Origin of the sequence: Pseudomonas sp. S12(2018), from assembly GCF_024355235.1 — a bacterium.
Lineage (GTDB): Bacteria > Pseudomonadota > Gammaproteobacteria > Pseudomonadales > Pseudomonadaceae > Aquipseudomonas > Aquipseudomonas palmensis.
Genome location: NZ_QLAD01000006.1, coordinates 231,706 through 245,255, shown reverse-complemented (window position 1 = coordinate 245,255; position 13,550 = coordinate 231,706). Strand labels below are relative to the sequence as shown.

The following is a 13,550-nucleotide window of genomic DNA, read 5'->3' as shown; positions in this document are numbered from 1 at the left end:
TCACGGGGCAGTTCTGAAGGCCGGGGTAGCATTTCCTTCGGTTTTGCGACGGAGTGTCGCCGTAATATGCCCGGTTTCGGGCAATCAAATAACGAATGATGAGACCTGCCAGCGGCAATGTCTTACGGGGGAATGATGGATTTTTGGACCGCCATGCAGGCTGTGATTCTCGGCATCGTCGAGGGTCTGACGGAATTTTTGCCCATTTCGAGTACCGGTCACCAGATCGTGGTCGCCGACCTGATCGACTTTGGCGGCGAACGCGCGATGGCGTTCAACATCATCATCCAGCTGGGCGCGATCCTGGCGGTGGTGTGGGAATTTCGCCGCAAGATCCTGGACGTGGTGGTGGGCCTGCCCCGCCAGGCCCGGGCCCAGCGCTTTACCCTCAACCTGCTGATCGCCTTCATGCCCGCCGTGGTGCTGGGCGTGCTGTTCGCCGACCTGATCCATGAGTACCTGTTCAACCCGATCACGGTGGCGGTGGCCCTGGTGGTGGGCGGGGTGATCATGCTGTGGGCCGAGCGCCGCCAGCACGTGGTGCGCGCCGAGGAGGTCGATGACATGCGCTGGACCGATGCGCTGAAGATCGGCTGCGCGCAGTGCCTGGCAATGATTCCAGGGACTTCGCGGTCGGGCTCGACGATCATCGGCGGGCTGTTGTTCGGCCTGTCGCGCAAGGCCGCCACCGAGTTCTCGTTCTTTCTGGCGATGCCGACCATGGTCGGGGCGGCGGTGTTCTCGGGCTACAAGTACCGTGACCTGTTCCAGCCGGATGACTTCCCGGTGTTCGCCATCGGCTTCGTGGTGTCGTTCATCTTCGCGATGATTGCGGTGCGCGGCTTGCTCAAGTTCATCGCCAGCCACAGCTACGCGGTGTTTGCCTGGTACCGTATCGCATTTGGCCTGGTGATCCTGGCGACCTGGCAGTTCGGCTGGGTCGACTGGGCCGTGGCGCACGGCTGAGATGGCCCGCATCGAAACGCGCCCGCCCATGCGCCACCTGCGCCTCAAGTTGCTGGCATTCGTGGCCCTGTGCCTGCTGCCGGTGCTGGGCGCACTGAAGCTGGGTGTGGGCACAGGCAACTGGTTGTGGCTGGCGGCCTATGGGCTGGCGAGCCTTGGCTGTTTCGGGCTGTATGGCTACGACAAGCGTCAGGCGCGCGGCCAGGGGCAGCGTACCCCCGAGAAGGTGCTGCATGCCTGCGAACTGGCCGGTGGCTGGCCAGGGGCGCTGCTGGCGCAGCAGGTGTTCCGGCACAAGACACGCAAGTTGTCGTATCAGCTGGTGTTCTGGGTGATCGTGCTGGGGCATCAGGTGTTCTGGGCCGACTACCTGTTTCTTGCCGGGCGATTGTTCGGATTCTAGAGCGCTTTCGCCAGCAAGGTCGGCGCCTTCAGGGGCCGGCCTTGCCGGCGAAAGCCATCGGCCTCAGAGCAGCAGCCCGACCTGTACGCGCTTGGGCAATCGCCGCACCACCAGTTGGTGCGAGCGGCGCAGCAACTCTTCCAGTTCCCCACGCCCCATCGCATAAGGCTGCGCCACACTGATCCAGTGTGCCCGCGCCAGGTACGGCGCCGGTCGCACCCCGGGGCGGTCCACGTAGCCCAGGAACAGCTCGGTGTCGACCTTGAACGACAAGCCTGCACCCGCCAGGTCCATCACCGCGAACATCTTGTTGCCGGCCACCGAGAACACGCGCACGCCACCCCATTTGTAGTCTTCCTGCACACCGGGCAGGCCCAGGCAGAATGCCGCCACCTGTGCCTCGGTCATTTTTCGCTCAGACATAACGCTCTCCGCATTCCTCGAACGAGGCTACCAGGTGATCGATCCACGCCCTGACCGCCGGCAGCACGCCGCGCCGGTGCGGGTACACCGCCTGCAGGTAACCGCCCGGCAGTGACCAGCCCGGCAGCAGGCGTACCAGTTCGCCGCGCTGCAGTTCGGCCTCGCAGTGCATGATAGGCAGCGTGGTGAAGCCCAGGCCCGCCAGGGTGGCGGCCTTGCGCACCACGAAGTCGTCGATGGCCAGGCGCGCTTCCAGGGTCAGGTCCTGCTTGTGGCCCTGCTCGTCGAGCAGGCGCAGGTGCACCAGGCGGTCGGCCTCGACCGCGCCCAGTACCGGCACCCTGGCCAGGTCGGCAGGGGAGCTGACAGGGTGCCGGGCGGCAAACTCAGGTGCGGCCACCAGCAACATCTGCGCCTGGCGCAGACGGCGGGTGACCAGTGCCGGGTCTTCGTCGCCCAGGTCGCGCACACGCAGGGCCACGTCGATGCCCTCGGTGATCAGGTCGACGCGGCGGTTGAGCAGCACCATGTCCAGCTGTACCTGCGGGTACTGCTGCAAAAATGCGCTGATCACGCCGGGCAGGAACTCATGGGCCAGGCCCACCGGGCACGACACCCGCAAGCGCCCGCGCGGTTCGCTGGTCATGCTGGCCACCGCTTCGTCGGCCATCTCGGCCTCCAGCAGCATGGCCTGGCAATGGCGCAGGTAGCGCTCGCCCACGGCGGTGAGCTTGAGTTGCCGGGTGGTGCGCTGCAGCAGACGCGTGCCCAGGCGCTCCTCCAGTTCGGCAATGCGCCGCGACAGCCTGGATTTGGGCACACCGAGCAGACGCCCGGCCGCCGCGAAGCCGCCGGCCTCCACCACGCGGGCGAAATAGAACAGATCGTTGAGGTCTTGCATGCCGGTCATGGGCATTGTCCTGCCAGTGGGACGAAGAAGTGCGAATTTGCGATCTTATCAGCTATTGGCTATCCCGGTAGCATCCTCCCCATCGTGATCGCCAGCCGATCCTCATTCAGGAGAGCCCCATGAAACTGTTGCACATCGATTCCAGCATCCTCGGCGACAACTCCGCTTCTCGCCAGCTCAGCCAGCGCGTGGTCGCCGCCTGGCAAGCGGCAGAACCTTCGGCGCAGGTGGTCTACCGGGACCTGGCCGCCGATGCCATCAGCCATTTCTCGGCCGCGACCCTGGTTGCCGCCGGCACGCCTGACGAACTGCGCGATGCGGCGCAGCAACATGAAGCCAGGCTCAGCAGTGAAACCCTGCAGGAGTTTCTGGCGGCCGATGCGGTGGTGATCGCCGCGCCCATGTACAACTTCACCGTGCCGACCCAGCTCAAGGCCTGGATCGACCGCATTGCCGTCGCCGGCCAGACCTTCCGCTACACCGAAGCCGGGCCTGAAGGCCTGTGCGGCAACAAGAAGGTGATCGTGGTGTCGACCTCCGGCGGCCTGCACGTCGGCCAGCCGACCGGTGTGGCCCACGAGGAATTCCTCAAGGTGTTCCTGGGCTTTATCGGCATCACCGACGTCGAGTTCGTGCGCGCCCATGGCCTGGCCTACGGCGACGAGCACCGCAGCAATGCCCTGCAGGCCGCCCAGGCGCAGATCGACAGCGAGCTGTTCGCGGCTGCCTGAGCCCCTGTCGAAAAGCCGACTTGCGGTCACCCCGCAAGTCGGCTTTTTCATGCACCTTTCATCCAGCCCGGCCTGGCCCGCTCTATGCTTGCCAGTACCGGTCACAGGTGCGGGCCGGGCAGGGTGAGCAACGATGCGGTGGGTTCGAACATTTTTGATGCTGGTGCTGTGGGGCTGCTGCCTGCTGGTGCAGGCCGAGCCCGCGCAGCACTGGAGTGTCGGCCTGCATCGCATGGCTGTGACCGACCCGGTGGACGGCCAGCCGATGCAGGCGCTGGCGTTCTACCCATCCAGCGACGCCGCCCGGTGGCATCAGGTCGACGGCTATCGGGTCCACGTGGCCGAAGAAGGCGCGGTGGTAATGGGCCGCTTCCCGTTGCTGATGTTGTCCCATGGCAATACCGGCACGCCACTGGCGCTGCATGACCTGGCCAGCGCCCTGGCACGCCGGGGCTTCGTGGTGGTGGCGGTGGTGCACCCGGGAGACAACGCCCGCGATCACAGCCGGCTTGGCACCCTGAGCAACCTCTATGGCCGGCCCCTGCAGATCAGTGCCGCCTTGACCGCGACCCTTGCCGATCCGTTGCTTGCACCTTACGTCAGCGACGGGCAGGTAGGCATGATCGGTTACTCGGCCGGTGGCGAGACGGCGTTGATCCTGTCCGGTGCCCGACCAGACCTGCAACGCCTGCGCCGCTACTGCCAGCAGAACCCGCTGGACGCCGATGCCTGCAAGGCCCACGGGGTGCTGGTGGCAGACCGTGACGACCTGCTGCCCCATGCCGACCCCAGGGTGCGTTCATTGCTGCTGATGGCGCCGTTGAGCCTGATGTTCGGACGCCACGCGCTGGCCGATGTGAAGGTGCCCGCGCTGATCTACAGCGGCGACCGCGACCAGTTGCTGGCCATCGACAAGAATGCCCAGGCACTGGCGCGCAAACTGCCGATCACCCCCAACTACCGCCTGCTGGCGGGTGCCGGGCACTTCGTGTTCATGGCCCCGTGCGACGCATCCCAGCTGCAGCACATGGCCACGCTGTGCACCGATGCCGAAGGGGTGGACCGCGCCGGCATCCACCTGTCGTTACAGGCCGAAGCCACGCGCTTCTTCACCCGCACCCTGGGGGGCGCCGAGCGTGTCGGCCTGAGTGCGGTCGATCACTGAGCCGTGGCGCGGCGCAACAGCACCAGGGTCAGGCCCACGCCGGCCAGTGACAGCAGCGCCGCCACACAGAAGATCGAGGCGTAGCCCAGGTGCGCAGCGATGGCGCCCATCACCGGGCCGGCAATCGCCAGGGCCAGGTCGAAGAACACTGCGTAGGCCCCCAGCCCGGCGCCGCGGCTGGAACTGGGCACCTGCTTGATCGCCTCGACCCCCAGTGCCGGGTACACCAGTGACAGGCCGAAGCCGCTCAGCCCCGCGCCGACCAACGCCAGCAGCGGTGACGGCGCCAGCCACAACAATGCCAGCCCCAGGGCCTCGACGCCCATGCAGGCAATTGCCACGCGGTAGCCGCCCCACTGGTTGACCGCGTTCACGAACAGCAGCCGCGACAGGATGAAGCACACGCCGAAGGCGCTCAGGCACAGGGCGGCGCCGCTCCAGCCGCGTTCTATATAGAAGAGCGTGACGAAGGTGGTCAGCGTGCCATAGCCGATGGAGGCCAGGGTAAGGCCCACACCGCACGGTGCCACCCGCGCGAAGGCGGCCCAGAACGGCAGGCGCACGCCACGCACCACCGGCACCGAGGGCTTGTTGCGTATCACCAGTAGCGCCGCTGCCGCCAGCGCGGTCAGGCTCAGGCCCAGGGTGGCGAAGTTCAGTTCGCTGGCCACGATCACCCCCAGCGGTGCACCGATGGCGATGGCGCCATAGGAGGCGATACCGTTCCAGGAAATCACCCGCGCGGTGTGTTCGGCGCCCACCTGGCCGATGCCCCAGCTCAGGGTGCCCACGCCAATCAGGCCCTGCGCGATGCCCAGGGCCACCCGTGCAGCCAGCAGCACCGCCAGGCTCATCACTGGCAGGTGCACGGCCAGTGCCGATGCCCAGGTCAGCACGCCGCTCAGCGCGATGCCCAGCAGCCCGTAGATGATCGCGCGCTTGGTCCCCAGGCTGTCGGCCAGGCGTCCGGCCATGGGGCGGCTGAGCAGGGTGGACAGGTATTGCAGGCCGATGGTGATGCCGGCGATGACCGCGCTGAACCCCAGGGTGTCATGCACATGGCTGGGCAGCACCGCGATCGGCAGGCCGATGCAGAGGAAGGCGATGAAGGTGTAGAAGACGATCGACAGTATCTGTCGGGTAACCGACTCGTTACTGAGTGCAGCAGAAGGGGGCGGGGCAGACATGGGGCTCGTTCGCAGGCAAGCGGCTGGAGGCGACCATGATGGCGGGAGCGGGCAGGAAAAGAAAGCAGGCTAACGAACAAGCTGTGGCCAGCAAGGCTGGCCCCTACCCGGGTCGCGGAAACCACGCACCCTGCAGGAGCCGGCCTTGCCGGCGAAGCTTGTGTACGACGTTTAGATCAACACACCCTGGCTGCGCAGGTAGTCGTCATAGGTACCGCTGAAGTCGATCACGCCGCTGGGGCTCAGCTCGATGATGCGGGTGGCCAGCGAGGACACGAACTCGCGGTCGTGGCTGACGAACAGCAGCGTGCCCGGGTAGTTTTCCAGCGCCAGGTTGAGCGCCTCGATCGATTCCATGTCCAGGTGGTTGGTCGGTTCGTCCATCACCAGTACGTTGGGCTTTTGCAGAATCAGCTTGCCGAACAGCATGCGGCCTTGCTCGCCACCGGAGATCACCTTCACCGACTTGAGGATCTCGTCGTTGGAGAACAGCATGCGGCCCAGAGTGCCGCGGATGATCTGCTCGCCCTGCGTCCACTGGCCCATCCAGTCGAACAGGCTCAGGTCCTCTTCGAAATCGTGGGCGTGGTCCTGGGCGTAGTAGCCCACTTCGGCGCTTTCGGTCCATTTCACCTCGCCGGCATCCGGGGTCAGCTCGCCGACCAGGGTGCGCAGCAGGGTGGTCTTGCCGATACCGTTGGGGCCGATGATCGCCACGCGCTCGCCGGCTTCGACGGTGAAGCTGAAGTTCTTGAACAGGGTCTTGCCGTCGAAGCCCTTGGACATCTTCTCGATGGTCACGGCCTGGCGGTGCAGCTTCTTGGTCTGCTCGAAGCGGATGAACGGGCTGACGCGGCTCGATGGCTTGACCTCGGCCAGCTGGATCTTGTCGATCTGCTTGGCGCGCGAGGTGGCCTGCTTGGCCTTGGAGGCGTTGGCCGAGAAGCGGCTGACGAAGGTCTGCAGCTCGGCGATCTGGGCCTTCTTCTTGGCGTTGTCTGACAGCAGTTGCTCGCGCGACTGGGTGGCGGCGGTCATGTACTCGTCGTAGTTGCCCGGGAACAGACGCAGCTCGCCGTAGTCCAGGTCAGCCATGTGGGTGCACACGCTGTTGAGGAAGTGACGGTCGTGGGAAATGATGATCATGGTGCTGTTACGCGCCGTGAGGATGCTTTCCAGCCAGCGGATGGTGTTGATGTCCAGGTGGTTGGTCGGCTCGTCGAGCAGCAGCACTTCAGGGTCGGAGAACAGTGCCTGGGCCAGCAGCACACGCAGTTTCCAGCCTGGGGCGACTTCGGTCATGGGGCCGAAATGCTGTTCGAGGGGGATACCCAGGCCCAGCAGCAGTTCACCGGCGCGGGATTCGGCGGTGTAGCCGTCCATCTCGGCGAATTCGGTTTCCAGCTCGGCGACGGCCATGCCGTCGTCTTCGGTCATTTCCGGCAGCGAGTAGATACGATCGCGCTCGGCCTTGACCCGCCACAGTTCCTCGTGGCCCATGATCACGGTATCGATCACGGTGAATTCTTCGTAGGCGAACTGGTCCTGGCGCAGCTTGCCCAGGCGCACGTTCGGCTCGAGCATCACCTGACCGGCCGACGGCTCCAGGTCGCCGCCAAGGATTTTCATGAAGGTCGACTTGCCACAGCCGTTGGCGCCGATCAGGCCGTAGCGGTTGCCATTATTGAACTTGACCGAGACGTTCTCGAACAAGGGCTTGGCGCCAAACTGCATGGTGATGTTAGCGGTGGAGATCAAAGGGCTTACCTATCAATAGCTTACGTCGCTGGCAATGCAGCTGATACCGATTTGATACCAATTTGCAGCTTTTCCAGCTCGCTCCAGTCGGAGCTTGAGTTAATCCAACGCGCATAAGTTGACAGCAGCATCTGAACGCTGTGGCCAAGCTGTTGGGAGATGAATGCGGGGTTGAGGCCGGACATTAAGCATATTGTCGCATAGGTGTGACGGCAGTTGTATGGCGGCCGGTAACGAATTCCTAGGTCCTTCAGCACCGGCCGCCACTGGTGATGCAGGTCCGAGGTCTGCTGAACGAACTCTGCGTTCTTCGACGGCGGGAACACGAACGGTGTTTCGATGACCCGTCCCTTTCCATTCCTGCGGCGCTCGGCGTAGTTCTTTGCGAACTCGAGCGCGCGCAAGGCCCTCTCGTTGAGCAGTACAAACCGGTCTTTGCCGGTCTTAGTGCGCTCTACCACCTCCCCCAATGCGACTGTGCGTCGCACGTGGGCTACCTTCTTATCCATATCAACCGCATCCCACCGCATCGCCAGGCCTTCGGACAGGCGCACCCCGGTGAAAAACACGAACTCAAAAAAAGCCGCATAAATTTGGCTGGGCCAGTGAGCGTGCTGGTACAGCTTCTCAACTATCTGGTTTGCCTCGTCCAGGGTGAAGGGGTCGATTTCCTTTCGTGATCGTTTCGGCAGCTCGACTGCGGCAGCGGGGTTCTTCGTTATCAGCCCCTCCTTGAGCGCCGCGCTGAGGATTGTCGAAAGCCTGATCAGAGCGTTTCGCTTCACACCTGGCGAGTGCCATTCGGTGCTGGTGATGATGCGTCGAATGGTTGTCGTCGAAATCAGGTCCACCTGGGTGAGGGCCAGCGTAGGCATCCAATAGAGGTTGAGCGCGCTTTTGTAGTTCTGGCGGGTGCCGGGTGTGATTTCGCGGCTATCGAGCCAGAGCTGGGCGTACTCCCCGAACGAGGGTTTGCTACCGGCGACGGTCTGCGAACCCGGAAACAGCTCTGCGTACTTGTCCTGGTCAAGCAGCCCAAGCCTGTTGAAGCTGACTACCTGATCGCGAAGCTGGGATGCAGCCTGGATGCCTTTTTGTGTCGGGGGATAGGGGAGCGTTTCACATCGACGGATACCGCCCCATGTGAAACGAATCCGGAGGGAATTGCGGAAGATTTCGACCCCGCGGGGCAAATCCATTGGCTTTCGAGCCATTCGTCGTACCTTCTTTTGCTGTACATGATGCGGCCGTGGATCTTCATCCAGACGCCTTCGGGGAAAACCGAGCGCAGGCGCCGGCCTTCGAGGGATCGCTTCGTGCAGCCAAGTAGTTCGGCCATGCGCTGCTCGGTGACTTTGTCGAAGTCGCCGCTCTCGGCCTCTTTGTTCATGGCAATAGATCTCCATGCCCGCGCATGTCGGCAGGCTTCAGGTTTAATGTGGGGGGGAGGGAGAAAAGGGGGATGCTTAGCTGTCTATGGCGTATTGCTATCATTTCTTTATGTTTGGGCTATTCGCGCTATGAGGAAATCAAGAAATGCCTAATGGTGACAAGAGGTACCATGCCTATCAGCTCCTTAGAGAGCTCGACAGACTGACATCTTCAATGATGAATCAAGTCGCATATGGCCGAGTTGGCGGATCTCTTTGGGAGGAGGCCTTGTTGTTGCAACGAAAGGCGTTCAACGAGTGGATGGCGTATGCAGATACTCTGAGCGTCGTTGACATCCAAGAAACCCAGCTGGATGCTATTAAGGTTCGCGGGGTAGAAAGCCAAGAGTGATGTGATCCATCACCGTTATGCCGTATTTCAACCGCTTAATGTCCGTTTTTGATGCATCCACATTGCCACAAGCCCAGCGGTTCGATGGCGTTCTCGGTTACGCTGGCGCCGGTGGCCAGCAGCCGGAGGCAGAGGGCGAGGCGGGTCATGGCTGCACCTTGTGGCGAACCCACACGCAGATTGGGCCATCGTCGTTGTCATGGATGGAAAAGATGAACCAGCCGTCACCCGCCGGTTGCGTAGGGTTCCAGCTGGTGCAATCTGCCGTTCCGTCGTGGTATCAGGCTGCCTGCAGGGTTTCGGGGGCGTCGTACTCGAACTCAACCTGCTTTACGTCCAGGCCGCGATCATAGAACCAGGCATAGGGAATCAACTCCTCTTCCGTGGATGGCCACGCAGGGTGAGTCCAGAAACCGTGCTCATCACGCTCTATGGCTACTGGCTGAATCAGCTGCTTTTCTTCAGGCATGACTTCGTCCTTCTGACATATAACGGTTACACAAAAGTTGTACATATTTATTGATTGTATCGAATCTGTATAGATTTTTAGGCCGATTATCTAGTTGGTACTAAAAAGAGGGAACAGGGAGTGACTTAAGTCGTCCACGTTATTACGCTGCTATTTCCAATTTCGAGCAGGAGGCTTTTATGAGGCAAAGAGGACAGCAATTTTGGGCGTGGGCAGACCCTCAATTGCACACGCGGACCCATGACGAGACACTCGATGATGGTAAGTCCATCGATGTGCAGGTGAGGCTGTCCCGTACAGGGGCCACTCAAATGTTTATCGGTGTATATTTCGCTTGCGGAAGAGCCATCGCCGAAGAGGCTTACGATTCGCGCCCGCAAGAATCAATGACACGGGCCTTGGCATGGGGCGTATGTCGAGCTCGACGCATCGCCATTGAGTCCGATTCGGCACCTCAAGCAGTTGCTAAGCAGGCCTGAGTCTCAAGGGACGCGAACCCACCAACTCTGGGCGTAAGCAACGCCTTCGATGATCTCGATTCCTGTGAACGTCGCGCCCAGAGTGGACATACCAGTCATGACTGCTTCATACAACGGCGGCAGATCAGGCTCGCCCGGGTGAACTTTGAGGATCGACGCCGAGTTCGAAGCCCGACCCAGCGGCGCGAACTCATCCAGGCGTAAATGCACGTCGCCGCGGATCGGGTTGAATGCGCGGATCTCTTTCTGGCTACGCGGCACGCCGCGCACGCGCATTGGAACGATGAGGAAGCGCATAGAGAGTACTGTTCAAATAAACAGTATTTTGTTCGCGCAATCCTCTGCCGTCGATGGCGCTTCGTCGGGTGGAGTACAAATGTTCTCCTGCTATGGCTTGCGCTCCAGGGCGGCGCGGGCTTTTACCCTCGCGGCGATCCTGCGCGCCAGGTCTTCGACTCCCTCCAGCTCATTCGGCGCGCTGGGTTCTGCTGGCAGGCGTTCGATGCCCAAACGACTCTCGTCTTTCAGGATATGCGCCTCTCGTGCGCTTGGCTCTGCGCTGTACGGCTCGTCGCACTTCACGCACTTGCTGCGAAACGGCACGAACTCATGGGCACCTTCTGCGCACAGGTCGTTGCTCGGGTCTGCGCTGGTGGATAGGGCGGCGCGGGCAACAGATCCGTCTTCAATGAAGTCCGGATCGTCGCCGCACCACAGGATGTTCAGGGGCTCGCCGCTCACCGTGTCCCAGTTGCCGCTTTCGAAGTGGTAGTGCTCGCGGTCGGCGTAGAACTTCAACGCAGCGCGCAGGCGCTCCAGCTCGCCAGCGTCGGCGGAGGTTGGTGGATGGCGGTACAGCGGCACACAGTAAGCCCTCATGTCGAATCCCTGCCGTTCGCTTTTGGCTTTATCTTTCGCATGCACTGCGCTAAGGCCATTTTCGATCATGTACCAGGCCGGCTCGCCCTGGTACTGGGCGGGCGGCTGGGCGAGAAGGTCGCGCAGTTCCTTCCGCGCTCGGTCTTGGGTGATTCGAAGTCCGTTGCACGCTTCCTCAAGGAGGCTGCGCGGCACGCTGAACATCTGTTCGGTGTTGCTGTATAGGTTTTCTGTGGGCATGGGTGTCTCCGGCCTATGCGGCTTTCAGAAGGGCTTCGATTACGCGCTGTCCCGCCAGCGGCGGTACCGCGTTGCCGGCCATGTGCATGGTCAGCCGGTGGTTGTCCGGGCGCAGGGTGCCGGCCGGGAATGACATGGCGGCCAGGCCCTCGTCAGCGCTGAGCATCCGCATGCGGTCGCCATCGACCAGAGCCCAGCGATCCACCGTGGTAATTGTGCCGATCGGCCGACCGATATCGCGCCCTGTCGTGCCGGAGCCTCTGCCGTAGTAAGGCATGATGAATCGCTCACCGAAGCGTTGGCGTCCGTTGCGCACCCGGTCAAGCGTGGCCTGGGCTCGACCTGGCTTCTCGATCTGCGACCAACGACCGGTGTCGAAATCGAGGAAGCTGCTCGCCGGCACATGGCGCTCCTGCGGCAGCTGAAGCGTCAGCGGTGCCTTGCTACGGGTCAGGACCATGAACAGGCGCACGCGGTGCTGTGGCACGCCCAGGTCGGCGCAGTCAACGATGTGCGGTGCCGCCTGATACCCCAGCGCCTGAACAGCCTGCAACCAGGCCGGGTAGAGCACCCAGTCGGTGAACTCCGGAACGTTCTCGATCACTGCCGCCTGCGGCCGGTGGAATTCCAGAGCCGATACCGGCGCCCAGGCTGTCGAGCGCGATGCGTCGTGCTCAGGATTGCCCGACTTCTTGCCACGGGCCTTGGCGTGGCCCTGGCAGCATGGCGAAGCCAGCAGGATGTCATGCGCCGGCACCTGTTCCCAGCGCGCTTGGTGCAGGTCCTGGCAAACGTGCTGCGTGTCGGGGTGGTTGGCGCTGTGCCATTCAACGGCCACCGGCCAGTGGTTTGCCGCCCAGAGTACCTGGACGCCTGCGGCGCGCGCGCCGGTGCTCCATCCGCCGAGGCCAGCGAACAGGTCGATTGCTGTGGTCATGAGTTTTTGTCCTGGGTTAAGCGGCGGTGGAGGTTGCGTGGCTGTACTCGGTCCAGCCGATCCTAGGCAGCTTGGTCTTGGGGTTGATTACCGGCTTGCCTTGGGCGTCGGTGATCTCACACTTAGCCCTGATGCGCAGATCGCGACACTTGCCTGACTTCCTGGCCAGCTCTATGAACTGCTGGGCGTACTGCGGTGCGTCGAACATTTGGCTCAACTGCTTCACCTTCTCGCCGGCCATGATCTTGGCTGCCTGCTGTTCAACTGCCTCATTCCACTCAGCAAGGGTCAGCTCCAAGGGGGGGCGCCGGCTTTCCCGCTCGGTCTGGTCGTCTTGGTGATCTTCCTGGCCTCAGCCAGCGCTACGTCGGCGGTCATGCCGAAGACTGCGAATGTGCTCATGGTGGTCTCCTTGTCAGGCGATGCCGATCTGCGGTGCCTCTTGCCCGCCAGTGGCCAGTCCTGGATTGAGATCCACTCGCCGACCGGCGAGCAGCCCAGCAATCTGGGCATCGAGGTCAAGCTCGATATCGCGGGCTTTCCTCGCCTTGCCAATCTCTCGGCCTGACAGGTACTGCTCGATCAGGGCTTTGTCTTTCGCTTCGACCGCCACCAGCTCGCGGCCATTGGAGTGCTGGCCGATGGCGAGATCTTCTTCGCCCCGGGGTACCAGTTCGTGAATTTTGTCGCGCACTGCCGACACCCAGGCCAGCGCGAAATGATCTCCAGCAGTTTCAGGTGAATAGGAACTGCGCTGTTTGCCAGCTCGCACTTGCGACACATACTCACGTCGGGCCTGAGTTAGCTTGGTCAGCAGTGCTTCATAGGCGTACATAGCGATCTGCGGGGCCGGATTCACTCCCACGAACAATTCGCGGTCCATAATGCGGCTGGTCGATTTGCACCAACGGCGCATGGAGAACGACCGAACCCCGAATGCCTCTCCAACGATCGAGCCCAGATGCTGGTCCCAAGTTGGCCTGCGCTTGGCCTTGGCCTTCTCCGACTCGACTTCGCCCACATCACTCAGGTGCACATCTATTTCAGTGAGGCGGTATTCACGCATTAGCGCCTGCGCCTGACGCATCGCGGTTGCAGCCTCATTCTCGTTCGAGCTTTTCGAGAGGGCCAGGCAGCGCTTGATTTTGCGGATGACCCGTTCGAGTTTGCTTTCGTCGTGATGTTGTTCGGTCATGTCGTGGTCCTTCCATGCAGGCGCCG

16 protein-coding genes are annotated in these 13,550 nt (G+C 62.5%); 5 read left to right on the top strand and 11 right to left on the bottom strand.

The annotated features are described in order from the left end of the window. Positions 1 to 135 precede the first annotated feature (135 nt). Positions 136 to 966: an undecaprenyl-diphosphate phosphatase gene (locus DN388_RS16235; protein ID WP_054914658.1), complete on the top strand. Its 831-nt coding sequence runs from the start codon at positions 136 to 138 to the stop codon at positions 964 to 966. Between the two features lies 1 nt (position 967). Continuing rightward, positions 968 to 1,369: a DUF1294 domain-containing protein gene (locus DN388_RS16230; RefSeq protein ID WP_054914559.1), complete on the top strand. Its 402-nt coding sequence runs from the start codon at positions 968 to 970 to the stop codon at positions 1,367 to 1,369. 63 nt (positions 1,370 to 1,432) lie between these two features. On the opposite strand, the gene DN388_RS16225 is transcribed toward DN388_RS16230, so the two are convergent. Then, a complete protein-coding gene (locus DN388_RS16225) occupies positions 1,433 to 1,792 on the bottom strand; it encodes an MmcQ/YjbR family DNA-binding protein (protein ID WP_043861467.1) in 360 nt (119 codons plus the stop codon). Beyond that, complete coding sequence (locus tag DN388_RS16220) at positions 1,785 to 2,693, bottom strand: LysR substrate-binding domain-containing protein (protein WP_043861502.1); 909 nt, start codon at positions 2,691 to 2,693, stop codon at positions 1,785 to 1,787. Before DN388_RS16220 ends, DN388_RS16225 begins: the two co-directional genes overlap by 8 nt. Before the next feature lie 128 nt (positions 2,694 to 2,821). On the opposite strand from DN388_RS16220, the gene DN388_RS16215 reads away from it, so the two are divergent. Further along, the gene (locus DN388_RS16215; protein WP_255001143.1) at positions 2,822 to 3,433 is read left to right on the top strand and encodes an FMN-dependent NADH-azoreductase; all 612 of its coding nucleotides are present in this window, start codon (positions 2,822 to 2,824) and stop codon (positions 3,431 to 3,433) included. A gap of 157 nt (positions 3,434 to 3,590) precedes the next feature. Then, complete coding sequence (locus DN388_RS16210) at positions 3,591 to 4,598, top strand: dienelactone hydrolase (RefSeq protein ID WP_229589113.1); 1,008 nt, start codon at positions 3,591 to 3,593, stop codon at positions 4,596 to 4,598. Here DN388_RS16210 and DN388_RS16205 read toward each other — a convergent pair. From DN388_RS16205 to DN388_RS16190, 4 genes are all read right to left on the bottom strand, one after another. Then, positions 4,592 to 5,785 carry an MFS transporter gene (locus DN388_RS16205; protein WP_054914556.1) on the bottom strand — a complete coding sequence of 398 codons (1,194 nt, stop codon included), beginning with the start codon at positions 5,783 to 5,785 and terminating at the stop codon, positions 4,592 to 4,594. The genes DN388_RS16210 and DN388_RS16205 overlap by 7 nt on opposite strands. Before the next feature lie 171 nt (positions 5,786 to 5,956). Beyond that, complete coding sequence (locus tag DN388_RS16200) at positions 5,957 to 7,543, bottom strand: ABC-F family ATPase (protein WP_043861471.1); 1,587 nt, start codon at positions 7,541 to 7,543, stop codon at positions 5,957 to 5,959. 20 nt (positions 7,544 to 7,563) lie between these two features. Beyond that, entirely contained in the window at positions 7,564 to 8,757 is a 1,194-nt protein-coding gene (locus DN388_RS16195; protein WP_229589111.1) for a tyrosine-type recombinase/integrase, read from the bottom strand. Between the two features lie 848 nt (positions 8,758 to 9,605). Next, positions 9,606 to 9,794 (bottom strand): hypothetical protein, encoded by a 189-nt coding sequence (locus DN388_RS16190; RefSeq protein WP_229589110.1) that lies wholly within the window; start codon positions 9,792 to 9,794, stop codon positions 9,606 to 9,608. Between the two features lie 179 nt (positions 9,795 to 9,973). Here DN388_RS16190 and DN388_RS16185 point away from each other — a divergent pair, with 179 nt between their 5' ends. Next, positions 9,974 to 10,273, top strand: coding sequence for a hypothetical protein (locus DN388_RS16185; RefSeq protein WP_229589109.1), 300 nt, complete (start codon positions 9,974 to 9,976; stop codon positions 10,271 to 10,273). Between the two features lie 3 nt (positions 10,274 to 10,276). Here the strand turns inward: DN388_RS16185 and DN388_RS16180 are convergent, their stop codons facing one another. From DN388_RS16180 to DN388_RS16160, 5 genes are all read right to left on the bottom strand, one after another. After that, positions 10,277 to 10,570: a hypothetical protein gene (locus tag DN388_RS16180; protein WP_229589108.1), complete on the bottom strand. Its 294-nt coding sequence runs from the start codon at positions 10,568 to 10,570 to the stop codon at positions 10,277 to 10,279. Between the two features lie 90 nt (positions 10,571 to 10,660). Then, on the bottom strand, positions 10,661 to 11,392 hold the full coding sequence (locus tag DN388_RS16175) for a hypothetical protein (protein WP_229589107.1): 732 nt from the start codon (positions 11,390 to 11,392) through the stop codon (positions 10,661 to 10,663). Between the two features lie 13 nt (positions 11,393 to 11,405). Next, entirely contained in the window at positions 11,406 to 12,329 is a 924-nt protein-coding gene (locus DN388_RS16170) for a DNA cytosine methyltransferase (RefSeq protein WP_229589106.1), read from the bottom strand. A 16-nt stretch (positions 12,330 to 12,345) separates the two neighbouring features. Continuing rightward, positions 12,346 to 12,627 carry a hypothetical protein gene (locus DN388_RS16165; RefSeq protein ID WP_255001140.1) on the bottom strand — a complete coding sequence of 94 codons (282 nt, stop codon included), beginning with the start codon at positions 12,625 to 12,627 and terminating at the stop codon, positions 12,346 to 12,348. Positions 12,628 to 12,744: 117 nt separating this feature from the next. Then, on the bottom strand, positions 12,745 to 13,524 hold the full coding sequence (locus DN388_RS16160; RefSeq protein ID WP_229589104.1) for a DUF2786 domain-containing protein: 780 nt from the start codon (positions 13,522 to 13,524) through the stop codon (positions 12,745 to 12,747). Positions 13,525 to 13,550: the final 26 nt, after the last annotated feature.

Coding starts and splice junctions, on each gene's coding strand:
- DN388_RS16205 (WP_054914556.1), bottom strand. CDS start 5,785: ATGTCTGCCCCGCCCCCTTCTGCTGCACTCAGTAACGAGTCGGTTACC.
- DN388_RS16235 (WP_054914658.1), top strand. CDS start 136: ATGGATTTTTGGACCGCCATGCAGGCTGTGATTCTCGGCATCGTCGAG.
- DN388_RS16215 (WP_255001143.1), top strand. CDS start 2,822: ATGAAACTGTTGCACATCGATTCCAGCATCCTCGGCGACAACTCCGCT.
- DN388_RS16190 (WP_229589110.1), bottom strand. CDS start 9,794: ATGCCTGAAGAAAAGCAGCTGATTCAGCCAGTAGCCATAGAGCGTGAT.
- DN388_RS16185 (WP_229589109.1), top strand. CDS start 9,974: ATGAGGCAAAGAGGACAGCAATTTTGGGCGTGGGCAGACCCTCAATTG.
- DN388_RS16170 (WP_229589106.1), bottom strand. CDS start 12,329: ATGACCACAGCAATCGACCTGTTCGCTGGCCTCGGCGGATGGAGCACC.
- DN388_RS16195 (WP_229589111.1), bottom strand. CDS start 8,757: ATGGCTCGAAAGCCAATGGATTTGCCCCGCGGGGTCGAAATCTTCCGC.
- DN388_RS16210 (WP_229589113.1), top strand. CDS start 3,591: ATGCTGGTGCTGTGGGGCTGCTGCCTGCTGGTGCAGGCCGAGCCCGCG.
- DN388_RS16160 (WP_229589104.1), bottom strand. CDS start 13,524: ATGACCGAACAACATCACGACGAAAGCAAACTCGAACGGGTCATCCGC.
- DN388_RS16225 (WP_043861467.1), bottom strand. CDS start 1,792: ATGTCTGAGCGAAAAATGACCGAGGCACAGGTGGCGGCATTCTGCCTG.
- DN388_RS16220 (WP_043861502.1), bottom strand. CDS start 2,693: ATGCAAGACCTCAACGATCTGTTCTATTTCGCCCGCGTGGTGGAGGCC.
- DN388_RS16230 (WP_054914559.1), top strand. CDS start 968: ATGGCCCGCATCGAAACGCGCCCGCCCATGCGCCACCTGCGCCTCAAG.
- DN388_RS16180 (WP_229589108.1), bottom strand. CDS start 10,570: ATGCGCTTCCTCATCGTTCCAATGCGCGTGCGCGGCGTGCCGCGTAGC.
- DN388_RS16175 (WP_229589107.1), bottom strand. CDS start 11,392: ATGCCCACAGAAAACCTATACAGCAACACCGAACAGATGTTCAGCGTG.